This is a genomic window from Roseateles sp. GW823-FHT07B05, from assembly GCF_058794515.1.
On the sequence record NZ_JBXAGX010000005.1, the window covers coordinates 298,130 to 321,041 of the forward strand.

Here is a 22,912-nt window from a genome sequence, read left to right on the forward strand (position 1 = left end):
GCACGGCCCTCTGGTGGCCGTGGCCCCGCTACGGCAATCATGACGACAGCGAATTTCTTTACAGGAACAACGATGAAACCCACCCGAATTGCCTGCGCCGCCGCGCTGCTGTGCCTCAGTGGTGCCCTGTCGGCCCAAACTGGTGCCGATGCACCGGCCAAGCAGCAACTGCAGAAGGTCACCATCACCGGCTCCAGCATCAAGCGCCTGGCGGACGAGAAGTCCATGCCCATCGAGGTCATCACCGCCACGCAGATCCGCCAGCTCGGCCTGACCAGCGTGGACCAGATCGTCGACAACCTGACCGCCAACGCCGGCAGCATCAATCAGGTCACCAACAACGCCGTGTTCGGCGGCGACGGCGAGAAGACCTTCGGCGGCGCCAACTTCGCCAACCTGCGCGGCCTGGGCCCCACCGGCACCCTGGTGCTGTTGAATGGTCGCCGCGTGTCCACGCACGGCATGAGCGGCGGCGCGGTGGACCTGAACACCATCCCGATGGACGCCATCGAGCGCGTCGAGACGCTGAAGGACGGCGCCTCGGCCATCTACGGCACCGACGCCATCGCCGGCGTCATCAACTTCATCACCAAGACCAGCTACCAGGGCGCGTCGCTGAGCGCCAGCTACTTCATGCCCGAGGCCTCGGGCGGCGGCCAGACGGCGCGGCTGTCGGGCTCGGTGGGCTGGGGCAACCTGGCCACCGACCGTTTCAACGTGATGGCCACGCTGACGGTCGACAACAACCACATCCTGCGCGGCACCGAGCGCCCCTGGGCCACCGGCTACCAGCCCGACCGCCTGCTGACGCCCGACACTTCCAGCGCCATCCACGCCAACATCATCAACCAGGCCAACACGGCGCTCACGTCCGCCGGCACGACGGTGGGCACGGGCGACGCGACGCGCTACACCAACCTCAACCTGCTGGCCATCCAGGGCCAGTGCGAGGCCATTCCTAACCAGGTGCCGCTGGCGCCCAACATCCAGATCTGGGACCTGTTCGGCTACACGCAGGCCAACTCCCGCTACCGCTGCGCGCGCGACTACGGCCGCAACTACATGCTGAAGTCGCCGCAGGAGTCGGTGAACGGGCTGATGCGCGGCACGTTCAAGATCAACGACGAGCACCAGGCCTCGGTCGAGGTCATGGCTTCCACCGTCAAGAACCGCGGCGAGTACTCGCCCATCCAGATCAGCGCCGGCAACACGACGGCTACCGTCAACGGCGTGACGGCCACGTCCAACACGCTGCTGCAGACCACCAGCCCTTACTACCTGAACATGCGCGCGCTCGTGAACGCCGCGCAGTTCGACCCCACCAAGCCCATCGCCTACCGCGTCAACTTCCTGAACGACCTGGGCCTGCGCATCCGCGAGAACGAGACCGACAACCTGCGCGTGCAGACGGCGCTGGACGGCACGATCTGGGGCCTGGACTACTCGGTGGGCGCCGGCTACGGCGAGTCCAAGAGTTCGGCCACGCTGATCAACGGCTTCCCCAACACGAAGAAGCTCGTCGACCTGCTGGCCAGCGGCAAGTACAACCCGTTCATCATGCCGGGCAAGACGCAGACGGCCGACGTGCAGCAGGCCTTCGAGGACATGCAGATGCGCGGCAAGATCTACGACGGCAAGACCAGCGTCAAGACGGTCGACGCGACGATCTCCGGGCCGATCGGCGAGTTCCTGGCCGGCCCGCTGGAGTTCGCGCTGGGCGCCAGCGCGCGGCAGGAGAGCTACGAGTTCTCGGGCGCCACCGGCTTCATGTGCGTGGACAGCATCACCGCCACGACGCTCGCCACCTACGACAACAAGACGCTGACCTACGGCTGCCCGGGCAACACGTCGTCGCCGTCGCTGTCGCGCAAGATCGGCGCCGTGTTCGGCGAGCTGGTGGCCCGCCCGATCAAGGACCTGGAAGTGACGCTGCAGGCCCGCTACGACAAGTACCAGGTCATCGGCGGCACCACCAACCCCAAGATCGGCCTCAAGTACCAGCCGCTGGACACGCTGCTGGTGCGCGCCTCGGCCAGCACGGGCTTCCGCGCGCCGACGCCGCAGCAGGTGCGCCAGGGCGTCGTCGAGTCGCAGCTGACCGGCCAGTTCCGTGACCCGGTGCTGTGCGCCGATCAGGCCAACCCCACCGACCCCACGCAATGCGCGCGCCTGAGCCTGCCCTACCGCGCCGGCGGCAACCCGTTGCTGGAACCCGAGACCTCGCGCCAGGCCAGCGCCGGCCTCGTGTTCGCACCGAATGCGAACTTCCAGGCCTATGCCGACTATTGGCAGGTCACGCTGTCGGACCGCATCCGCCAGCTCAGCACCACCGAGATGATCTCGAACTACGACATCTACAAGGACAACTTCGTTCGCGATCCGGCCACCAACGTCGTGCAGTACCTGCAGGCCGGCTGGGTGAACTCCGCCGGCAGCAAGACCAAGGGCGTGGACTTCGGCGCCAACTACCAGTTCGACGCGCTGCAGGGCCGCATGACCGCCTCGCTGACCGGCACGCGCATGCTCAGCAACAAGGAGCAGACGCGTGACAACGCGCCATTCATCGAGTACGTCGGCAAGTGGAGCAACACCACGCTGTACGTGCCGCTGAAGCTCAACCTCAGCCTGGGCTACCGCACGGACGTGTGGAACGTGACCCTGTCCGGCAACTACCGCGACGGCTACGAAGACCAGAACCGCGGCCCCACGGCCGCCGGCGGCGCCAACTACACGACGGCCCAGCCGTACACGCGCCGCGTGTCGTCCTACAGCACGTTCAACCTCGTGGGCAGCTTCACCGGCATCAAGGGCCTCACGCTGACCGGCTCGCTGATCAACATCGGCGACATCCAGCCGCCGTTCACCTGGCACAACGTCGACAGCGCCGCCGGCACCGGCTGGGACCCGCGCGTGGCCGACCCGCGCGGCCGCACCGTGGGCATCTCCGCCCGCTGGACCATGGAGTAAGCTGGCCCGGCCCCTCTCGCAAGGCCCCGCCCGGGGCCTTTTTCCTGTTCGTCGATTGCCCGCCATGCAACTCATCACCGAAGCGCAGGTCGCCACCGTGCTGGACGCCGACACCGCCCGCCTGGCGCTGCGCGAGGCCTTTCTGCAGCATGGCCGCGGCCACGCCCAGGTGCTGGCTCGCCACCGCGCCACGGCCACGCAGGATGGCGCATCGCTGGCCATCAGCGCGATGGGCGCCATCCTCGATGCCGACGGTGACCTGCCGGCCGTGCTGGGCACCAAGGTCTACTCGTCGCGCAACGGCCGGTACCACTTCCTCGTCAGCCTGTTCTCCGCCGCCACCGGCGCAGCGCTGGCTACGCTGGAGGCCAACGAGTTCACGCGGCTGCGCACGGCCGCGGCCACGGCCGTCGCCACCGACCTGCTCGCGTTGCCCGACGCGAAGACGCTGGCCGTCTTCGGCGCCGGCATCCAGGCGCGCGCGCACGCCGAGGCGCTGGTGCGGGTGCGGCGCTTCGAGCGCGTGCTCGTCTGCGCGCGGTCGGGTGCCGATGCGTTCGCTGCGGAACTCGGTGCGCAGGTTGTCGACGCCGCCACGGCCGCCGCCGAAGCCGATGTCCTCGTGACCGCCACGCGCTCGGCCACGCCGCTGTTCGACGGCGGCCTCGTCAAGCCCGGCGTCTTTGTCGCGGCGGTCGGCTCCAGCACCCGCGCGGCCCGCGAGCTGGACGACACGCTGCTGGCGCGCGCGGCGCTCATCGCCGTCGAATGGCGCACCGCCGCCGAGCTGGAGGCGGGCGACCTCGTCAACTGCCCGCCCGCGCGCTGGACGGAGCTGGGCGAGCTGCTGGCCGCCCCGCGCCCGCGCGGCCCGCAGGACATCGCCGTCTACAAGAGCGTGGGCATCGGCCTGGAAGACGTGGCGCTGGCCCGCGTCGTCGCGCGCCGGCTGGGGGTGCTGTGACGCGGGCCTGGCTGTGCGCGGCCGCGCTGCTGCTGGCGGGCTGCGCGACGACGACGCCCGTGCCCGACCCCGTGCAGGCCGCGCTCGCCAAGGCCGGCCTGCCCGCCGACAGCCTGGGCTATGTGCTGCAGCCGCTGGACGGCTCGCGGCCCGCCGTCAGCCGCCGGGCCGACGACGCGATGTCGCCCGGCTCGACGATGAAGCTGGTCACGGCCACCGTCGCGCTGGAGCGCCTGGGCATCAACCACCGCGGCCGCACCGAGCTGCTGGCCGCCACCGCGCCGGTCGATGGCGTCATCCCCGGCCCGCTGATCCTGCGTGGCGGCGCCGACCCCGACCTGGACTGGCCGGCGCTTTGGTGGCTGCTGCGCCAGCTGCGCGAGAGCGGCGTGCGCGACATCCGCGGCGGCCTGGTCATCGACCGCACGCTGTTCCACCCGGCGCGGCTGGACGTCGGCCTGCCGCCGTTCGACGACGCGCCCGAGTTCCCCTACAACGTCATCCCCGACGCGCTGCATTTCAACGGCGGCCTGCTGACGCTGGAGCTGCAGGCCACGCCCGGCGGCGCCCGTGTGCGCAGCGTGCCGGCGTTGCCCGGTCTGGGCCTGGATGCATCCGCGATGCGGCCGTCGCCGCGGTTGTGCAAGGACTGGGACGAGGTCTGGCAGCCCGCCGTCGTTCAGCCCGCGGGCGACGGCTGGCAGCTGGCGCTGCAGGGCGGTTTCCCCGCCGGCTGCCAGCAGCGCGTCGCGCTTCAGCTGGTGGACCGCCAGTGGCTGACCGTGCGCGCCGTGCGCCAGCTGTGGGCCGAGCTGGGCGGCACGCTCGCGGCCGGTGACGTGGAGGCAGCCGCGCCGGCCGGCGCCGTCGTGCTGGCCACGCACCGCGGCCGGCCGCTGGCCGAGGTGCTGCGCGGCGTCATGAAGAGCAGCGACAACACGCTCAGCCGCCTGGTCTACCTGCAGCTGGGCGCGCAGGCCGCATCGCCCGGTGAGCCGACGCTGGCCGCCGCCGACCGCGCCGTGCGTGCCTGGTTCAACGCGCACCAGCTCGATGACCGCGGCCTGGTGCTGGACAACGGCTCGGGCCTGTCGCGCACCGAACGCATCAGCCCCGCCCAGCTGGCCGACGTGCTGCGCATGGGCCAGCGCGGCGAGCAGGCGCCCGAGCTGCTGGGCACGCTGCCCATCGCTGGCGTTGACGGCACGATGTCGCGCCGGCTCAAGGACGGCCCGGCCGCGGCCCGAGCGCGGCTCAAGACCGGCACGCTGCGCGACGCGGTGGGCCTGGCTGGCTTCGTGCCGGACGCGTCGGGACGGCCCTGGGTGTTCGTTGCGCTGCTGAACCACCCCGAGGCCGCGGCCAAGGGGCGGCCGGTGCTGGACGCCCTCGTCAACTGGGTGGCCGCGCAGCGCTGATGGCCTATCCTCGGCCGCAGGAGGGCCGAGATGAAAGCGATGGCAGCCCTGGCGCTGGGCCTGTCCGCGGCGGCCGTGCTGGCCCAGCCGCGCGAGATGCGCTTTGTCACCGAGGCGCTGCCGCCCTACAGCCATGTGGCCGAGGGCCGCGCCGCCGGGCCGCTGGTGGACGTGCTGCAGGCCGCCTGCGCGCGGCTGGCGTGGCACTGCAGCGTCGAGATCCTGCCGTGGCGGCGCGCGTTGCGCGTCGCGCAGGCGGGCGAGGTGCCCGGCCTCTTTGCCATCGTCACGCCGCCGGCCACGCGGCCGCGGTTCCATGTGTCGCCGCCGGTCGTCGATGCGCGCTACGTGCTGTTCGCGCGCAGCGCCAATGCGCTGCAGTTCAGCGGCGATGCCGGGCAGCTGGCCGGCCGCACGCTGGGGGTCTACGGCCCCTCGGCCGCGGAGGACGCGCTGCGCGCGCTCGTCCAGGGCGTGCCCGGCGCTCGCGCCGAGATCGAGGCCGACAACCTCACCGTGCTGCGCAAGCTCGCCGCCGGCCGCTATGGCGAGGGCGGCCTGGCGCTGGCCAACGAGGCCGTCGCGCAGCAGCTCATCCGTGACGAGGCGCTCGGTGGGCTGCGCGTGGCCGGCGTCGTGAAGAGCTTCGGCTACGCCTTCGGCCTGAACCGCGAGCGCGTCACGGTGGCTGATGCGCAGGCCTTCGCGCAGGCGCTGCAGAGGCTGTGCGACAGCGGCCGCACGGCCGAGCTGCTCAGGCCGTACGCGCTGCCCGCGTCGGCCTGCGTCAAGTCTCGAGCGCCAGCGCCGCTCCCATGACGACGGCCGCGGCACGGTCGTCGCGGCCGTGGATGACGGGGCGTCCCAGGTAGAAGGCGAGGTCGGCACCAGCGGGCGTGCCGTCGCAGACGTCGCGGAAGGCGCCGTCGGCGCCCACGCGGGCCTGCACGCCGGCCCACGCGCGGGCGATGGCGTCGTCCACGCCGCTGCCGCTGAGCCAGCCGTGCCGTCGTGCGCGGGCCAGCGCGGTCAGCGCCATCGCCGTGACGGTCAGCTCGGGCCAGGCGTCGGCATCGTCCAGCACCTGGCGCCACAGGCCGTCGGGGCGCTGCAGCGGCAGCAGCGCGTGCAGCTGGTGTTGCAGTCGCGCGAGCAGGTCCCGCCCGGCGGCGGTGCCGGGCGGCAGCACGCCCTCCAGCGCCTGCACCAGCGCCAGCGCCGCAAAGCCGTTGCCGCGGCCCCAGGCGATGGGCGCGCCGTCGGCATGGTCGAACAGGCCGCCCGGGCGCTGCAGCCGCGCGGCCAGCGGTGCCAGCGTGCGGCCCAGCGCGTCGGCGGCGCGCGGCTGCTCGGTGGCGGGCAGCAGTGGCAGCGCGCGGTCAGCCAGCAGGCCGCACAGGAACAGGTCGTCCGTCCACGGCCGCAGGCCGGCGAACTGCGGGCCGGCGGGGGTGTCGACGACGGCGTCGCGCAGGGCCTGCAGCGCCAGCTCGCCGGCGCGGGTGTCGCCGTCGTGGCGGGCCGCCTCGGCCAGCGCGGCATAGCCGGCGCGCTGCGGCCACGCGGCGGGGGCCAGCGCCGGCGCGGCGTCGCGGCGCGCCAGCAGCCGGGCACGGCTGGCCGGCGGCAGGCTGGCGTCGGGCCGCAGGCGGCGCTGGGCCGACAGGATCAGCGCGTCGATGTAGAAGGCCTGCGGGCTGCCGGGGTAGTGGGCGGCCAGGCGCCGGGCCAGGTCTTGCGTGCCGGCCTGTGCCGGCCAGGCGGGCAGGGCGAGCGTGGTCATCAGCAGTGTGCGGCGGGACAGGGCGGGCATGGCGCCCGCAGTGTCATGCCGCTGTGGTGGCCGCGGGGTTCGCGCCTTGTGAAGCGAGCTGCGAGCGGCGCTGTGCGGCGTTGAACACTTCAGGCCACGGCGGGCGCCAGCAGCCGCAGCGTGCCGGCGTCGGCGTCCAGCTCGGCCGGCGCGCCCACCGGCACGGTCAGCTTGCGCTTGATGTGGCCGATGGCCGCGCCGCGGTACACGGGGATGTTCAGCGGCAGGAAGTAGTCGTCGAACACCTCGTCCAGCGTCAGGCTGCCGTAGCCGTCGCCCGGCTCGCACTTGGTGAAGCGGCCCAGCACGACGCCCGCCAGCGGCGAGAGCGCGCCGGCCAGCCGCAGCGTGGAGAGGCAGCGGTCGATGCGGTAGATGTACTCGTTGATGTCTTCCAGGAACAGGATGGCGCCGCGGCAGTCGGGGAAGTAGGCCGAGCCGGCCAGCGAGGCCAGCACGGTGAGGTTGCCGCCCACCAGCGGGCCCTGGGCCTTGCCCGGCCGGATCGTCGTGATGCGCTCGTCGCGCACGATGACGTCGTCCACGGCCTTGACGACCGGGTTGCGCAGCACGGCGGCCTCGGCGTTCATCGCGACCGCCTTGAAGCTCTGCACCGAGTAGTCGTTCCACTCCGAGCCGGCCACCGGGCTGTGGAAGGTGACGAGGCCGGTGCGGCGGTGGATGGCGTTGACGAGGCTGGTCAGGTCGCTGAAGCCGCCGAAGAACTTGGGTTTGCGGCGGATGAGGTCGTAGTCCAGCTGGTCGACGATGCGGTTGCAGCCCGAGCCGCCGGTCAGCGCCAGGATGCCGGCGACCGCGTTGTCCGCGAACATCGCGTTGACGTCGGCGGCGCGCTGCGCGTCGGTGCCGGCGAACGGCCCGCGCCGCGCGGCCACGTGCTGGCCCGGCTTGACCTGGAAGCCCAGCGCCTGCAGCGACTCGATGGCGATTCGCAAGGGCTCGCGCTCGAAGGTGGCGTTGGCGGGGCTGACGAGGCCGATCGTGTCGCCTGGGCGCAGGCGGTGCGCCCGCAGCGGCCCGCCGGCACCCTGTGCCGGCGCGGTGGCGGCCAGCAGGCTCGAGGCGGCGGCGCCGAAGTGCAGTAGTTGACGGCGGGACGGGTTCATGTCGGTCATGCTGGATCGGGAATGAGGGGGCAACCGCATACTGGGCCGCGTGAAGTGGACGACCTTGCGCGGCATTGTGTGCGCCCTGGCGGCGCTGGGGGCCGTCGTTGCGGCCCAGGCGCAGACCTGCCCCCAGCGCCTGCGCGTCGCCTTCCCCGACACGCCGGCGGAACCCTTCCTGCGCGGCCAGGGCGACGAGTTCGAGGCGCCGCCGGGCCTGCTGGTCGACTGGGTGCGGGCAGCGCTGCGCCGCCTGGGCTGCCTGGAGCGCGCCGAGCTGCTGCGGCTGCCGGCGCGGCGCGTGCGCAGCATGATCGAGTCGGGCCAGCTGGACCTGGTGGCCGGCGTGGGCGAGGGCGGGCCGCTGGCGGCGTTGCTGGTGCTGCCGCCGGCGGGCCCGCGCCGTGAGTTCGACCTCAGTCTGGGCCAGGTGGACTACGCGCTGTATTCGCGCCGCGGCCTCGTGGCCCGGCAGGAGCCCGGGCAGGAGGCACCCGCGCTGCCGCAGCAGGCGCGCGTGGGCGTCACCGCAGGCAGCCGTGCCGAGGCCCTGGCGCGTGAGCGCGGCTGGCCGGTGGAGCCCGCCCCCAACCACGAGAGCGCGCTGCAGAAGCTGCTGGCCGGGCGCACGCCGCTGCTGCTGGTGCACAGCTACTACCTGGACGAGCGGCTGCGCCAGGACGCCGCGCTGGCCCGCCAGATCGAGCGCTTCGGTCCCGTCGTCGAGCGCCGGCGCCTGCATGTGGGGGCTCTGCCGGCGTTCGCCGGGGGCGCCGGCGGCTTCGTCCAGCGGCTGTGGCGCGAGCTGTGCCGGCAGTCGGCCGCCAGCCGTGCCGACGGCGCCTGCCGCCTGCCGCCCTGAACCTGCGGCGGGCTGGTCCAATGCGCGGATGAGTGACGACGACCTGCCCCCGCTGCCCGCCATCGCCCCCGGCCGCTACCGCCATTACAAGGGCGGCGAGTACGAGGTGCTCGCCACCGCCCGCCACAGCGAGACGCTGGAGGCCGTGGTGGTGTACCGGCCCCTGTACAACGACAGCGGCTGGTGGGTGCGGCCGCACGCGATGTTCACCGGCACGGTGGTCGTCGACGGCGTCGAGCGGCCGCGCTTCGCCCGCGTCGGCTGAGCGGCCTGTCCCGCCGGCGGGGCGGTGATTCTTGCCACCCGGCCGCCCAGAGCCATGGCTGCATAGTGCGGGCATGTCTGACGAACCCCTGTTGCCGGCCGCCGTGCCGGAGCTGCCGCATCCGCCCGCGCCGCCTCGGGCGCCGCCCGATGTGCGCGATGTGATGGCCGCGGCGGGCGGCGCGGTCCGCACCTGGTTGGGTGACGGCGCGCGAGTGCTGGCATTCCGTGCGCCGTGCTGGCCCTCACGGCCGGCCGGGCCGGTGACGGTTGCCGTGCTGGTCGTGGCCGGCTATCTGCTGAACTTCGGCGCCCAGCGGGCGCTGATGGAGGGGGCGCCGCTGCTGGTCTGGCGGGGCTTCCTGGCGGGTTGGGCCGGCATCGCCATCAACGCCTGGCTGTGCTGGGTGGTGGCCCGCTCCGGCACCGTCGCCGCGGCGGCGACGCTGTTCGCGCTGGGGGCCAGCGCCGGGCTGGTCATGCTGCCCATCAGCATCGGCTTGATCGTGGCCCTGCAGGCCGTCATGGGGCCGTTCGACAGCTGGGCGCTGGGCCTGCAGATGACCGTCTGGCTGCTGCCGTTGTGCTGGATGGGCCTGGCCCAGCTCGTGCTGCTGTGGCGGGCCGCCGGTTCGGCGCTGGCGTGTGCGGCCGCGGTGCTGCTGGTGCCGGTGCCGCTGCTGCTGAACGGCTGGCTGGCGCCGCCGGTGTTCTGGTGGACGCCGCCCGCGGCCAGCGCCGAGGCCGCGGCGGATACCGAGCCCGAGACCGGCTTGCCGCTGACCGACGACAGCATCGCCCGGCAGGCCCGCCTGCTGGACGACGCCTTGCAGGCGGTGCGGCCGCCGCAGTCGGGGCGCGTCAACCTCTACGCGGCGACCTACGCGCCCAATGCGTCGGAAGACGTCTTCATGCGCGAGAGCGCCGTGGTGGCGCGGACGATGCGCGAGCGCTTCGGCGCCGACGGCCGGCTGGTGGAGCTGGTGGCCAACCGCGCCACCAGCGACACGCTGCCCTGGGGCACGCCGGCCAACCTGCGGGCCACCATCGCCCGCCTGGCCGCCGTGATGAACCGCGACCGCGACGTGCTGTTCCTGCACCTCACGTCCCACGGCGGCGCCGACGGCAAGCTCGCCACCGACACCTGGCCGCTGAAGACCGAGGAGATGACGCCCGAACTGCTCAAGCGCTGGCTGGACGAGGCCGGTGTGCGCTGGCGCGTGATCTCGGTGTCGGCCTGCTACTCGGGCAGCTGGATCGCGCCGCTGGCCGGCGACGGCACGCTGGTGATGACGGCGGCCGACGCCGAGCACACGTCCTACGGCTGCGGCAAGCGCTCCGAGCTGACCTTCTTCGGCCGCGCGATGTACGACGAAGAACTGCGCAAGACCTGGTCCTTCACCGAGGCGCATGCCGCCGCGCGCCTCGTCATCGACCAGCGCGAGAAGGAAGCCGGCAAGAAGGACGGCTACTCCAACCCGCAGATCAGCCTGGGTGCGGGCATCGAGCCGGTGCTGAAGCGGCTGGAACTCGAGCTGAAGAATCACTGACGGAGAGCGAAGCTTGGATGAATTTCTCGGCTTTGTGGTGTGGCTGTTCGTCGAACTGCTGCTCATCTCTACCGGTCGTGTGGTCGTTTCCCTCGCCACGGTTGGTCGCTGGCGAGGCGAGCTGCTGAGCGGCGAAGAAGCAAAAGTGCACGCCATGGCCGGTGCGCTCTCCTTCAAGCGAGACGGCCATCGGGTCGTCACGCGAACAGGGCTGCTGCTGATCGGGCTCGTCTTCTACGTCGCGCTGGTCGCCGGTCTGATCGCATTGAACTAGCCCGGCTCACACGACACGCGTCCAGTCCATGGCCCAGTCCAGCGCCCAGGTCTTGCCGCCATCGCGCGACACGCCCTGCTGCCAGCGGCACGACGTGGGCGTGATGCGGTCCCACACGCTGCGGTAGAGCACCGGCTTGCCGTCTTCGGCGGCGGCTTCAAAGCTGACAGGCTGCGTCAGGTTTTTCTGGGCACACTGGCGCCATGCGAGCGAGCCGACTGCTGTCCATCCTGATCCTGCTGCAGCTGCGCCCGCAGGTCACGGCGCCGGCGCTGGCGCGCGAGTTCGAGGTGTCGGTGCGCACCATCCTGCGCGACATCGACGAGCTGTCGGCTGCCGGCGTGCCGGTCTATGCCGAGCGCGGGCGGGGCGGTGGCTTCCGGCTGCGCGAGGGGGCATTCGCGACGCGGCTCAACGGCCTGCTGGGCGACGAGGCGCAGGCGCTGCCGCTGCTGGGCCTGCCGGGCGCGGCCAGCGAGCTGGGGCTGGGCAGCGCGTCGCAGCGGCTGCGCGTGAAGCTGCAGTCGGCGCTGCCAGGCGACACGGCCGCGCTGGCCGGCCGGCTGCAGGCGCGGCTGCACGTGGACCCGCTGGACTGGTACCAGGGCGGCGAGCCGGCCGCGCATCTGCCGGCGCTGGCGCAGGCGGTGCTGGAGTGCCACGTCGTCGAGCTGGTCTACCTGAGCTGGAAGGGCGAGCGCCACTGGCGCGCGCAGCCGCTCGGGCTGGTGCTGAAGGGCGGCGCCTGGTATGCCGTCGTCAGGTCGGGCGCGCGCACCATGACGCTGAAGGTCGCCAACGTGCAGTCGCTGGCCGTGGGCGATGAGACCTTCGAGCGGCCCGATGACTTCGAGCTGGCGACGTGGTGGCAGGCCTCGCTGCAGCGTTTCGAGCGCGAGCTGCGGCCGGGCGTGGCGACGCTGCAGCTCACGGCCGAAGGCCGGCGCCGGCTGGCCGAGCAGGGCCGCTATGCGGCGCAGGCCGTGGCCGCCGCGGCGGTGGACGCGCAGGGCCTGGCTCGCGTGCGGCTGCCCATCGAAAGCGTGGCCCAGGCGGCGCGGCTGGTGCTGTCGCTGGCGCCCGAGGCCCAGGCGCTGGAGCCGCCCGAGCTACGCGCGCAGGTGGCCGCGTGGGCGGCCCGGCTGGCGCGGCAGCACAGGGCATAGTCACCCCATGCACATCGCCCTCGAATCGCCCGATCAGCCCGACGTCATCGCCCTCATCACCGAGCTGGACGCCTACCAGGACTCGCTGTACCCGCCCGAGGCCCGCTACGCGCTGGACCTGAGCGTGCTGGTGCAGCCGCATGTGCTGTTCGCCGTCGCGCGCGACGCGGGCGGGCAGGCGGTGGGCTGCGGCGCTGTCGTGCTGGAGGAGGGCGGCGGCGAGCTCAAGCGCATGTTCGTCAGCCCGGTGGCCCGGGGGCAGCGCGTGGCGCAGCGGCTGGTGACGCTGCTGGAGCAGCAGGCTCGCCAGCGCGGCTGTGCCGTGCTGCGGCTGGAGACGGGGCCTTACCAGCCCGAGGCGCTGGGACTGTACGCCGCCTGCGGCTTCGAGCGCTGCGGCCCGTTCGGCGGCTACGCGGACGACCCGCTGAGCGTGTTCATGGAGAAGCGGCTGCTCACAGCACCCGCGGCAGGTCGCGCCTGACCGCCACGCGGTCGCCGTAGTCGAAATGCCACCACTCGGTGGCAATGCCGTGAAAGCCGGCTTCGCGCATCGCCGCGCGCAGCCAGCCACGCTCGGTGAGCTGCTGCGCGGACAGCAGGCCCAGCGCCAGGTGCTCGGCCTCGTGGTCGGGGTGGGAGGTGAGCGTCATCTCGTCGAAGCCGCTGCCCATGTCGACCTCGCGGCCCTGCGGGTCCAGCAGCGTCAGGTCCACGGCCATGCCGAAGCTGTGGATGGAGCCGCGCTCGGGCGGGGCCAGGTACATCGTCAGCGGCGTGCCCTGCAGCTCGTCCCACAGGCGCTGCTGCACACGCTGCGGGCGCAGCGCGTCCAGCACCAGCAGCCGCCAGCCAGGGCGGCGCGCGTGCAGCCAGGCGGCAGCGTGTTCCAGCGCGTCGGCGGCCTCGCGGCGCAGCCAGTGGCAGTCGATGCCGGCATAGACGGGGTGGCCGACGAAGTTGTCGGCCGTGGCGTAGCGCAGGTCCACGGCGATGCCGTGGCGCAGCGTGTCCAGCCGGCGGAAATGCGGGTGGCTGGCGATGTCTTCGATGCGGACGGGGTCGGCCATCAGGGCAGGCGGGAGAGGTGTTCGTGGGCGGCGGCGGTGATGAACTTCACCAGCCGGCGCGAGGCCTGGCCCAGCGGCGCGCTGGCGGCGCTGAGCAGGTAGAGGTTGACGCTGACCTGCGGCGCCAGCGCGCGCACGCGCACCTTGGCGGTGTCGGCGCTGGCGGCGGTGAACGGGTCCACCAGCGTCATGCCCACGCCGGCCTCCACCAGCGCGCGGGCGAGCTGGTAGGTCTGCACGGTGATGCGGCTGGCCAGCGTCTGGCCCAGCGCCTCGCCGGCATGGTGCAGCAGGCCAGCGAGCGGGTCGTCGCTGTGCAGGCCGACGATCTCGGTGCGGATGTCGGCCAGGTCCAGCGGCCCGTCGCCGCGCGCCTCGGGGCTGGCCAGCGGGCACAGCGCCACCATCGCACCGCTGGCAATGACCTCGGCCTTGATGCCGGGGTGGCGCGGGTCCTGCAGCGACAGCGCCAGGTCGGCCTCGCCCAGCAGCAGCGCCGACACGATCTCGCGCGTGTGGTGCGTGGCCAGCGAACAGTTGGCCTGCGGGAAGGCCTTGCACCAGGGCGTCATCGCGGCCGGCACGATGGCCGTGGCCAGCGCCGGTGTGGCCACCAGCCGCACCTGCTCGGTCTCGCCGCTCTTCAGGTTGGCGGCCAGGCGGCGGATGCCGACGAGGTCGCGGTTGAGCTTGTCGATCTCGACGAACAGCCGCTGCGCCTCGGGCGTGGGGTAGAGCTTGCCGCGCACGCGGTCGAACAGCGCCATGCCCAGCTGCAGCTCGCAGTGCTGCAGCACCTTGGTGACGGCCGGCTGCGAGATGTGCAGCAGCTGCGCGGCGCCGCTGATGGTGCCGGCCTGCATGATGGCGTGGAAGACTTCGATATGTCTTAAGCGCATGGCGCCCCCGGCCCAGCGCAAACGCTGGTCCGCCCCCCGAGGGGGCCGGCCGACTGCCGGGCCAGGAGCCCGGCTGCCAGCCGTGAGGGCCGGCTTGGGGCGGCCCGGCGCTCGGCCCATGAGTTCACGACGGCCCTGACGATCATTTCCTGTAGACGCCTTCGAAGTCCACGGACCCGTTGGGCGCCATCTTGAAGCCCACCACGTCCTTGCGGATCGGGATGTAGACGGTGGAGTGCGCCATCGTGATCCATGGCCGTTCGCGCTTGAAGATCTCCTGCGCTTTCTCGTACATCGCGTTGCGCTTGGTGGCGTCGGGCGTGGCGCGGGCGTCGTCGATGAGCTTCTCGAACTCGGCGTTGCAGAACTTGATGCCGGTCTTGTTGGCCGCGCAGCTGAGGTTGGGCGTCAGGAAGTCATCGGCATCGCCGGTCTCGCCGCTCCAGCCGCTCATGTAGACGTTGTGCTCGCCGTTGTTGGCGCGCTTGAGGTACTCGCCCCACTCGTAGGTCTTGATGCTGGCCTTGACGCCGATCTTGGCCCAGTCCTGCTGGATGAGCTGCGCCATCAGCTGGCCGTTGGGGTTGGTCGGCCGCTGCACCGGCAACGCCCACAGGTCGAGCTCGAAGCCGTTGGGAAAGCCGGCCTTGGCCAGCAGCGCCTTCGCCCGGGCGGGGTCGAACTCGTTCTTCAGCTTCTTGTTGTAGCCGGGGATGGCGGGCGGGAAGGCGCTGACGGCCTGCATCGCGTCGCCGCGCGGGAACAGCGCCTTGAAGATGGCATCGCGGTCGATGGCGATGTCCAGCGCCTCGCGCACCTCGCGCTTGTCGGTGGGCGGCTTCTTCAGGTTGAAGCCCAGGTAGGAGATGTTCAGTGCCTGGATCTTCTCGATGCTGATGTTGGGGTTGCCGGCCAGCGAGGCGATGTCGACGTCGCGCAGCGCCGCCGTCACATGGCACTCGCCGGCGGCGATCTTCTGCACCCGCACGTTGGGCTCGCGGCTGATGCTGAACACCAGCATGGGCGTGGGCTGCTTGCCGCCCCAGTAGTCGGGGTTGGCCGTCATGCGCAGCACGTCGTCCTTGGCGTAGCTCTTGAACATGAACGGCCCGGTGCCCACCGGCTGCACGTTGATCTGGCTGGCCTTGCCTGCCTTCAGCAGTTGCGCGCCGTACTCGGCGGAATGGATGCCGGCCCAGGCGAACGCGAAGTTTGCGACGAAAGTCACATTCGGCTGACGCAGCCTGAAACGAACCGTACGGTCGTCGACACGATCGATGCCTTCGATCAGCTTGGCCAGACCCAGGTTCTGCGGATAGACGAAGTTGGCTGCAAAAGCCTTGTTGAAGGGGTGGTTTGGATCGATGAAGCGCTGGAACGTGAAGATCACGTCGTCGGCGTTCAGGTTGCGCGTGGGCTTGAACCACGGCGTGGTGTGGAACTTCACCCCTTCGCGCAGCTTGAAGGTGAAACTCTTCGCGTCCGGCGAAATCTCCCAGCTCGTGGCCAGCTTGGGTACCAGTTCGGTGCTCGGGCGCTTGAAGCCCAGCAGCCCGTCGAACATCTGCGAGTTGACGATGTTGGTGCTGGCGCCGTCCCACAGGCCGGGGTCGAAACCCTCAGGGCTGGCGTCGGCGCAGTAGACGAGGGGCTTGCCCTGGGCGAGGGCAGCAGGGGCGACCAGCCCGGCAAGGGCGGCGAGCAGGAGGGGGCGGAGAGGCTTCATCATCGGAGAAATCATGGCGCGCCTCGGCGCGGAACAGTTGGCATTCTGCGAGCCGGCTGGGGCAGGGCAAGGACCGTTGCGGTTCGTCGGCATAACGCAAACTTATACCGCCCGCAAGCTGCCGCTTTGTAACGTTTGGCCACGAAGGGCGTGGCGCCAGCCACCAGAATCCGGGCCATTCCCTCCCGATTGCAGTGCCGCGACGCATGACCTGCGTTGCAAAGGATTGCTTTGTCATGACAGATGCTCAACGCCGCCGATTCCTCCAGTACTCCGCTACTGTGGGTGGTGGTCTGCCCCTGGTGGGTTGCGGTGGCGGCTCCGAGAGCCTGACCCAGCCGACCGCAACCAATCCTTCGCCAGGCGCGGATGCCACCGCGGCGCCCCCGCCGCCTCCTCCGCCCCCCCCGCCGCCTCCTCCTCCGCCCCCGCCGCCTCCCCCCCCGCCGCCGGCGCCGGTGGCGGCTGGTGCATCGCTGGGCATCTTTGCCGGCGCCATGCAGTTCACGTTGCTGGCGAGCAAGACGGTCAGCAAGGCCCCGTTCGCAATGGGCTTCGCGTTCCGGCGCGGCGATATCCCGGCCGGCAGCGGCGTGGGCTCCACGCTTGCGGGCCTGCAGGTCATTTCACGGTCGACCTGGCCCGATGGGTCGTTGAAGTTCGCCCAGCTCGCCGGCCTGGCCGATGTGACGGCCAACACGCTGCAGGTCGTTCGGCTTCACCGCACCGACTCACCGGCTGCGGTCGGCGCGGCGCTGACCCTGGCCGACCTGAAGAAGACCGGCGTCACCGCCGAGTTCGGTGCGGGTTCGCTGGGCTCTGCCAGCTTCGGTGCTGCCGACTGGGACGCGCCGCACACCACGTGGGCGAGCGGGTCGCAGATGTCGTCGTGGATCTTCCGCAAGCCTTTCGGCAGCGACGCCCACCTCGTCGCCTGGCTGGAAGTGCGGCTGTTCGCCGGCGGCGCCGTGGAGGTGCTGCCGTGGGTGGAGAACGGCTACCTGATGGTGGCCGGGCCGACCAGCAAGTCGGCCACCTACACCTTCAAGCTCGGCACGACGGAGCGCTTCTCGTCGGCCTTTGACCTGCCGCACCACTGCCGCACGCCGCTGATCAAGGGCGAGGCGCTGTCGTACTGGCTGGGGGACGACCCCGGCGTGACACCGCGCCACGACGTGACGTACCTGCAGGCCACGGAGCTGGTGCCGACCTACAGCGCCCGCGTCGCGGCGAACGGACCCGCCGCGCTGGGGCTGGTGTCCGCCTATTCGCCGCTGATCCAGGCCAACTTCACGTACGACGGCGATGCGATGCCCAGTACGGGTTACCAGGAGCCCATCGGGTTGCTGCCGCAGCACGATGTCCTCTACCTGACCTGCGACAGCACCGCCACCTACGGCGCCGTGCTGCGCAACGGCTACGCGGCCGGCCGCTACCCGCTGCACTACCGCGACGAGAAGACGCAGCGGCCGCCGCGCTTCGCCGACTATCCCAACCTGACGTTGCACCAGGACAGCCGGGTCAGTGACCTCGGCAGCTCCACCAAAAGCAGCTACACGCCCAAGCCCGGCGGCACCATGTCGCTCAAGTGGGACTGCGCACACAGTCCGTCCGTGGGTTACCTCGCTTACCTGCTCACGGGGCGCTGGTACTTCATGGAGCAGGTGCAGTTCGCCGCGACGCTGGACTTCCTCAGCAAGGGCGACCACCCGGTGCTGCGCGACGGGTCCAAGAACCTCGTCAAGGCCTGCTTCGGCGCGTGGCAGACCCGCGCCTGCGCCTGGCAGTGGCGCACGCTGGTGCAGGCGCTGACGGTCACGGCGGACAGCGACACCGCGCTGCGCAAGGAGTTCCTGGCCTCCGTCGAGGCCAACATCGCCTACTTCCATGCCGTCTACGTGGCGCAGCCGAACAATCCGTTCGGCTGGATCCAGCCGGGCGAGAGCTATGACTACGGCTTCGGTGCCCCCTGGCAGCAAGACTTCGTCAACGCCGCTGTCGGCTATTCCGCCTGCCTGGGCCTGCCCATCGCCGCGGCCTCCGCGGCCAAGCTGGACGCGTTCTTCCGCTGGAAGGTGCGCAGCTCCATCATGCGATTGGGTCCGAAAGACGGCTTCTGGTACGTCAATGCGACGCCGTACACCATCGGCATCTCGCCGGTCGGCGGCCCCGACTACGAAGGCGGCAAGGGGCCCTGGTACCCGAATGACGCGACGGTCTACAAGACGAGCTACACAACCGTGCCGGACTGGTTCGGCAGCACCGAGGGCGTGCTGGCGCCCGACAAGGGCGAGGAGCGTGCCTACCGCGGCAACCTGATGACGGCGATGGCCTATGCCCTGCGCCACGGCGTGAGCGGCGCGGCGACGGCCTATCTGCGCCTGCTGCAGGCCTCCAACTTCTACAAGACGCGGCAGGGCTTCGACACCTGGCCGGTGTGGTCGGTCGTGCCGTCGCAGATCTCGCCGGCCTGGATGTCCGGCAAGGCGCTGAACGAGTGGTTCGAGATCCCCGGCACCGCGGGGGCGGGCGGTGCTGCCATCGATGCCTTCAGCGGCATGGCGGTCAACGAGTTGTACAGCGAGCTGCTCATCGCCTGCGCGGGCGGCCACCTGGATTCCTCCGACAACCGGGTCGTCTCCCTCAACCTGATGGCCGACGCGCCCACCTGGGTCACGCGCATGGCCGCCAGCGCGGCGCCGGCGCAGAACGTCGCCTACTACGCGGACGGTAAGCCTAGCTCGCGCCACACCAACAGCTCGCTGCACTTCGTGCCGCAGGTCAACCGGCTCATGATGTTCGGCGCCCGCTCCGTGTACGGCGCCGCCTGGGACTTCGCCAAGGTCGACGGCTTCAACCTGGATACCAACACCTGGGACGCGGCCGGCACATGGCCCGACATGCCGGGCGGCTACGGCGCGGCGCAGATCCGCGCCACCGGAGACGTCATCGGCACGGGGCTGACGAAGTGGTCCCCGACCACGCAGAAGTGGACCTCGCTGGCCACGTCATCCAACGGCGACCAGGTGCGCTGGCCCATGGCCTACGACGCGCGTCGCCACCAGATGTTCTGCCTGCAGTACGGTGACGGTCAGGGCTACGGCAACGCGGCCTTGCAGGCGAGCGTCGTCACCGTGGCCGACGGCGTGCAGAAGACGGTCAAGTTCAATGCCAGCAGCGGGCTGGACCTGTTCCTGGCCGAGAAGCCGAGCTACGCCGGCATGGACTACGACACCGTCAACGACTGCTTCCTGTTCTACAGCGGCCAGGAGGCGGCGGCGGGCCGGGTCTACATGGTCAAGCCCAACAACACGACGGTCTGGGACATCAGCGTGCTCACGCTGGGCAGCAGCAGCGTCAAGGTGGCGGCCAACCCGGGCGGCGGCGTGCACAACCGCTTCCGCTACTTCCCGGCGCTGCGCGGCTTCGTGCTGCTGGCCCGGGGCAGCGCGAACCTCTACTTCCTGCGGACCGCCTGACAGAATCGGTCCACGATGTGGACCGGTTTCTCCTCCCTCACCTTCCAGCGCGACGGCGTCGCGCTGTTTGCCCGCCAGGGCGGCCCGTCGGATGCTGCCCGGCTGCCCCTGCTGCTGCTGCACGGCCACCCACAGACGATGGCGATGTGGCACCGCGTCGCGCCGGTGCTGGCGCAGACGCGGCGCGTCGTGCTGATGGACCTGCGCGGCTATGGCGACAGCAGCCGCCCGCCGGCCGGCGAGGGCAGCGCGGCCTACGCCAAGCGCGAGATGGCGCTGGACGCGGTGGCGTTGATGCGCTCGCTGGGCCACGAACGCTTTGCCGTGCTGGCGCACGACCGCGGCGCGCGCGTGGCGCACCGGCTGGCGCTGGACCATCCCGCCGCCGTCACGCGGCTGATGCTGCTGGACATCGCGCCCACGCTGGCCATGTACGAGGGCACGACCGAGGCCTTCGCGCGGGCCTACTGGCACTGGTTCTTCCTGATCCAGCCTGCGCCGCTGCCGGAGCGCCTCATCGAGGCCGACCCGCTCGCCTATCTGCGTGACGGCATGGGTCGCCGTGGCGGCGCGTTCTTCGCGCCCGAGGCCTGGGCCGAGTACGAACGCTGCATCGCCCGCCCGGGCTCCGCCGCCGGCATCTGCGGTGACTACCGCGCCGGCGCCGGCATCGACCTGGACCATGATCGCGCCGACCGCGCCGCCGGCCGCCGCGTCACGCAGCCGCTGCGCGTGCTGTGGGGCGGCAACGGCGTCGTCGGCCGCTGCTTCGAGCCGCTGACGCTCTGGCAGGCCGCGGCCGATGACGTGACTGGCCGTGCCGTCGACAGCGGCCACTACATCGCCGAGGAGGCGCCCGACGCGGTGCTGGCCGAGGCCCACACCTTCTTCAACGAGGACTGACATGCAGAAGATTGCCGTGATCGCCGGGGACGGCATCGGCCAGGAGGTCATGCCCGAGGGCCTGCGCGTGCTGCGCGTGGTGGCCGAGCGCTTCGGCTTGCCGTTGCGCTTCGACGAGTTCGACTTCGCCCACGCGCGCCACTACGAGCAGCACGGCGACATGCTGCCGCCCGACTGGAAAGAGCAGATCGGCGGCCACGACGCCATCTTCTTCGGCGCCGTCGGCTGGCCCGCCACGATGCCCGACCACGTGTCGCTGTGGGGCTCGCTGCTGAAGTTCCGCCGCGAGTTCGACCAGTACGTGAACCTGCGCCCGGCCCGCCTGCTGCCCGGCGTGCGCTCGCCGCTGGCCGGCCGCCAGCCCGGCGACATCGACATGTGGATCGTCCGCGAGAACACCGAGGGCGAGTACTCCAGCGTCGGCGGCCGCATGTACGCCGGCACCGAGCGCGAGATCGTGCTGCAGGAGACGGTCATGAGCCGCGTCGGCGTGGACCGCGTGCTGCGCTTCGCGTTCGAGCTGGCGGCTTCGCGCCCGCGCGCGCGGCTGACGTCGGCCACCAAGAGCAACGGCATCGCCATCACGATGCCGTACTGGGACGAGCGCGTGGAGGCCATGGCCGCGCAGTACCCGGGCGTGGCCGTCGACAAGTTCCACATCGACATCCTGTGCGCCCACTTCGTGCAGCGGCCGCAGCATTTCGACGTGGTGGTGGCCAGCAACCTGTTCGGCGACATCCTGTCCGACCTCGGCCCCGCCTGCACCGGCACCATCGCCGTCGCGCCGTCGGCCAACCTGAACCCGACGCGCGAGTGGCCCAGCCTGTTCGAGCCGGTGCATGGCTCGGCGCCGGACATCGCCGGGAAGGGCATCGCCAACCCCATCGGCCAGATCTGGGCCGGCGCCATGATGCTGGACTTCCTCGGCCACCGCGCCGCGCACGACGCCGTCATGGCGGCCATCGAGACGGTGCTGGCCGACCCCGCCGCGCCGAAGACGGGCGACCTGGGCGGCAGCGCCTCTTGCACCCAGCTGGGCGAGGCCATCGCCGAGGCTGCGAAAATCGCCGCATGAAGCCGATCGCCTACACCCGCGCCAAAGACCTGCCCGCCTCGCTGCAGCAACGCATCGCCGTCCTCGACGGCGCGATGGGCACCATGATCCAGCGCTACAAGCTCGGCGAGGCCGACTACCGCGGCGAGCGCTTCAAGGACCACGGCAAGGACCTGAAGGGCAACAACGAGCTGCTGCTGTTCACGCGTCCTGACGTCATCCGCGAGATCCATGAGCAGTACCTCGCCGCCGGCGCCGACCTCATCGAGACCAACACCTTCGGCGCCACGTCCGTCGCGCAGGAGGATTACGACCTGCCCGAGCTGGCCTACGAAATGAACGTCGTCGCCGCGCAGATCGCCCGCGCCGCCTGCGACAAGTACTCGACGCCCGACAAGCCCCGCTACGTGGCCGGCGCCCTCGGCCCCACGCCGCGCACCGCGTCCATCAGCCCGGACGTGAACGACCCCGGCGCCCGCAACATCGACTTCGACACGCTGCGCGACGCCTACTACGAGCAGGCCAAGGGGCTGCTCGAAGGGGGCGCCGACGTGTTCCTCATCGAGACCATCTTCGACACGCTGAACGCCAAGGCCGCCATCTTCGCGGTGGACCAGCTGATGGAAGACACCGGCGAGCGCCTGCCCGTCATCATCTCGGGCACCGTGACGGACGCGTCCGGCCGCATCCTGTCGGGCCAGACGGTCACCGCCTTCTGGCACTCGGTGCGCCATGCGCGGCCCATCGCCATCGGCCTGAACTGCGCGCTGGGTGCCACGCTGATGCGGCCCTACATCGAGGAGCTGGCCAAGGTGGCGGGCGACGTGGCGGTCAGCTGCTACCCCAACGCCGGCCTGCCCAACCCGATGAGCGACACCGGCTTCGACGAGACGCCGGACGTCACCGCGCGGCTGGTGGGCGAGTTCGCGCAGGCCGGCTTCCTGAACATCGCCGGCGGCTGCTGCGGCACCACGCCCGACCACATCGCGGCCATCGCCAAGGCCGTGTCGGCCTACAAGCCGCGCGTGCACGGCGACAAGTTCTTCAGCCAGATGCTGGACGCCGCCTGAGCGGCCGCGGTCGCGCAGAATGGCGGCTTCATCCGCCCTTGTTCGCCTTCTGCGCCACCGCCATGACCAAGCCCGCCCTGCTGCTGATCGCCGCCACCGCCGCCCTGCTGACCTCCACCGTCCAGGCCGCCCCCAAGCCCTGCGAGGAGCTGAAGGCCGAGATCGCCGCCAAGCTCGACGAGAAGGGTGTGAAGGGCTACGAGATCGCCGCCGTCGACAACGACAAGGTGGGCGACGCCAAGGTCATCGGCAGCTGCGACGGCGGCACCAAGAAGCTGACCTACGTGCGCAAGTGAGCCGGCGGCC

Annotated in this window: 21 protein-coding genes; 15 read left to right on the plus strand and 6 right to left on the minus strand. The window is 71.2% G+C overall.

Features of this window, described 5'->3' with window-relative positions; translation table 11 throughout:
* Positions 1–72 precede the first annotated feature (72 nt).
* The 4 genes from AC1Q7O_RS13750 (at position 73) to AC1Q7O_RS13765 (ending at position 6,168) form a co-directional block, all read left to right on the plus strand.
* A complete protein-coding gene (locus AC1Q7O_RS13750; RefSeq protein ID WP_492659542.1) occupies positions 73–2,967 on the plus strand; it encodes a TonB-dependent receptor domain-containing protein in 2,895 nt (964 codons plus the stop codon).
* A gap of 64 nt (positions 2,968–3,031) precedes the next feature.
* The gene (locus AC1Q7O_RS13755) at positions 3,032–3,931 is read left to right on the plus strand and encodes an ornithine cyclodeaminase family protein (RefSeq protein WP_492659541.1); all 900 of its coding nucleotides are present in this window, start codon (positions 3,032–3,034) and stop codon (positions 3,929–3,931) included.
* Positions 3,928–5,349: a D-alanyl-D-alanine carboxypeptidase/D-alanyl-D-alanine endopeptidase gene (gene dacB, locus AC1Q7O_RS13760; RefSeq protein WP_492659540.1), complete on the plus strand. Its 1,422-nt coding sequence runs from the start codon at positions 3,928–3,930 to the stop codon at positions 5,347–5,349. The genes AC1Q7O_RS13755 and dacB overlap by 4 nt, the downstream gene beginning before the upstream one ends.
* A 30-nt stretch (positions 5,350–5,379) precedes the next feature.
* Positions 5,380–6,168, plus strand: coding sequence for a substrate-binding periplasmic protein (locus AC1Q7O_RS13765; RefSeq protein WP_492659539.1), 789 nt, complete (start codon positions 5,380–5,382; stop codon positions 6,166–6,168).
* Here AC1Q7O_RS13765 and AC1Q7O_RS13770 read toward each other — a convergent pair.
* Together AC1Q7O_RS13770 and AC1Q7O_RS13775 are read right to left on the minus strand one after the other, a co-directional pair.
* Positions 6,137–7,162, minus strand: a complete 1,026-nt coding sequence (locus tag AC1Q7O_RS13770) for a glycoside hydrolase family 88 protein (protein ID WP_492662713.1) — start codon at positions 7,160–7,162, stop codon at positions 6,137–6,139. The genes AC1Q7O_RS13765 and AC1Q7O_RS13770 overlap by 32 nt on opposite strands.
* Positions 7,163–7,251: 89 nt before the next feature.
* Positions 7,252–8,289, minus strand: a complete 1,038-nt coding sequence (locus AC1Q7O_RS13775) for a S66 peptidase family protein (RefSeq protein ID WP_492660732.1) — start codon at positions 8,287–8,289, stop codon at positions 7,252–7,254.
* A gap of 49 nt (positions 8,290–8,338) precedes the next feature.
* Here AC1Q7O_RS13775 and AC1Q7O_RS13780 point away from each other — a divergent pair, with 49 nt between their 5' ends.
* The 4 genes from AC1Q7O_RS13780 (at position 8,339) to AC1Q7O_RS13795 (ending at position 11,239) form a co-directional block, all read left to right on the plus strand.
* A complete protein-coding gene (locus AC1Q7O_RS13780; protein ID WP_492660733.1) occupies positions 8,339–9,151 on the plus strand; it encodes a hypothetical protein in 813 nt (270 codons plus the stop codon).
* Positions 9,152–9,179: 28 nt separating this feature from the next.
* A complete protein-coding gene (locus AC1Q7O_RS13785; RefSeq protein ID WP_492660734.1) occupies positions 9,180–9,416 on the plus strand; it encodes a DUF1653 domain-containing protein in 237 nt (78 codons plus the stop codon).
* 73 nt (positions 9,417–9,489) lie between these two features.
* A complete protein-coding gene (locus AC1Q7O_RS13790) occupies positions 9,490–10,965 on the plus strand; it encodes a C13 family peptidase (RefSeq protein ID WP_492660735.1) in 1,476 nt (491 codons plus the stop codon).
* Positions 10,966–10,978: 13 nt separating this feature from the next.
* Positions 10,979–11,239, plus strand: a complete 261-nt coding sequence (locus AC1Q7O_RS13795) for a hypothetical protein (protein ID WP_492660736.1) — start codon at positions 10,979–10,981, stop codon at positions 11,237–11,239.
* A gap of 6 nt (positions 11,240–11,245) precedes the next feature.
* Here the strand turns inward: AC1Q7O_RS13795 and AC1Q7O_RS13800 are convergent, their stop codons facing one another.
* On the minus strand, positions 11,246–11,371 hold the full coding sequence (locus AC1Q7O_RS13800) for a hypothetical protein (RefSeq protein WP_492660737.1): 126 nt from the start codon (positions 11,369–11,371) through the stop codon (positions 11,246–11,248).
* Between the two features lie 71 nt (positions 11,372–11,442).
* Here AC1Q7O_RS13800 and AC1Q7O_RS13805 point away from each other — a divergent pair, with 71 nt between their 5' ends.
* Together AC1Q7O_RS13805 and AC1Q7O_RS13810 are read left to right on the plus strand one after the other, a co-directional pair.
* A complete protein-coding gene (locus tag AC1Q7O_RS13805; RefSeq protein ID WP_492660738.1) occupies positions 11,443–12,405 on the plus strand; it encodes a helix-turn-helix transcriptional regulator in 963 nt (320 codons plus the stop codon).
* Between the two features lie 7 nt (positions 12,406–12,412).
* Positions 12,413–12,889 (plus strand): GNAT family N-acetyltransferase, encoded by a 477-nt coding sequence (locus AC1Q7O_RS13810; protein ID WP_492660739.1) that lies wholly within the window; start codon positions 12,413–12,415, stop codon positions 12,887–12,889.
* On the opposite strand, the gene AC1Q7O_RS13815 is transcribed toward AC1Q7O_RS13810, so the two are convergent.
* From AC1Q7O_RS13815 to AC1Q7O_RS13825, 3 genes are all read right to left on the minus strand, one after another.
* Positions 12,861–13,475: a M15 family metallopeptidase gene (locus AC1Q7O_RS13815; RefSeq protein ID WP_492660740.1), complete on the minus strand. Its 615-nt coding sequence runs from the start codon at positions 13,473–13,475 to the stop codon at positions 12,861–12,863. The two genes, AC1Q7O_RS13810 and AC1Q7O_RS13815, sit on opposite strands and share 29 nt — an antisense overlap.
* The gene (locus AC1Q7O_RS13820; RefSeq protein WP_492660741.1) at positions 13,475–14,374 is read right to left on the minus strand and encodes a LysR family transcriptional regulator; all 900 of its coding nucleotides are present in this window, start codon (positions 14,372–14,374) and stop codon (positions 13,475–13,477) included. The genes AC1Q7O_RS13815 and AC1Q7O_RS13820 overlap by 1 nt, the downstream gene beginning before the upstream one ends.
* A gap of 142 nt (positions 14,375–14,516) precedes the next feature.
* Positions 14,517–16,103 (minus strand): ABC transporter substrate-binding protein, encoded by a 1,587-nt coding sequence (locus AC1Q7O_RS13825; protein ID WP_492660742.1) that lies wholly within the window; start codon positions 16,101–16,103, stop codon positions 14,517–14,519.
* A gap of 455 nt (positions 16,104–16,558) precedes the next feature.
* Between AC1Q7O_RS13825 and AC1Q7O_RS13830 the strand changes: the two genes are divergently transcribed.
* The 5 genes from AC1Q7O_RS13830 (at position 16,559) to AC1Q7O_RS13850 (ending at position 22,902) form a co-directional block, all read left to right on the plus strand.
* Positions 16,559–19,579, plus strand: a complete 3,021-nt coding sequence (locus tag AC1Q7O_RS13830) for a hypothetical protein (RefSeq protein ID WP_492662714.1) — start codon at positions 16,559–16,561, stop codon at positions 19,577–19,579.
* Positions 19,580–19,594: 15 nt separating this feature from the next.
* The gene (locus tag AC1Q7O_RS13835; protein ID WP_492660744.1) at positions 19,595–20,482 is read left to right on the plus strand and encodes an alpha/beta fold hydrolase; all 888 of its coding nucleotides are present in this window, start codon (positions 19,595–19,597) and stop codon (positions 20,480–20,482) included.
* 1 nt (position 20,483) lies between these two features.
* Positions 20,484–21,557, plus strand: coding sequence for a tartrate dehydrogenase (locus tag AC1Q7O_RS13840; protein ID WP_492660745.1), 1,074 nt, complete (start codon positions 20,484–20,486; stop codon positions 21,555–21,557).
* On the plus strand, positions 21,554–22,606 hold the full coding sequence (locus tag AC1Q7O_RS13845) for a homocysteine S-methyltransferase family protein (protein ID WP_492660746.1): 1,053 nt from the start codon (positions 21,554–21,556) through the stop codon (positions 22,604–22,606). The genes AC1Q7O_RS13840 and AC1Q7O_RS13845 overlap by 4 nt, the downstream gene beginning before the upstream one ends.
* Before the next feature lie 62 nt (positions 22,607–22,668).
* Positions 22,669–22,902, plus strand: a complete 234-nt coding sequence (locus AC1Q7O_RS13850; RefSeq protein WP_492660747.1) for a DUF1161 domain-containing protein — start codon at positions 22,669–22,671, stop codon at positions 22,900–22,902.
* The last annotated feature ends 10 nt before the right edge of the window (positions 22,903–22,912 follow it).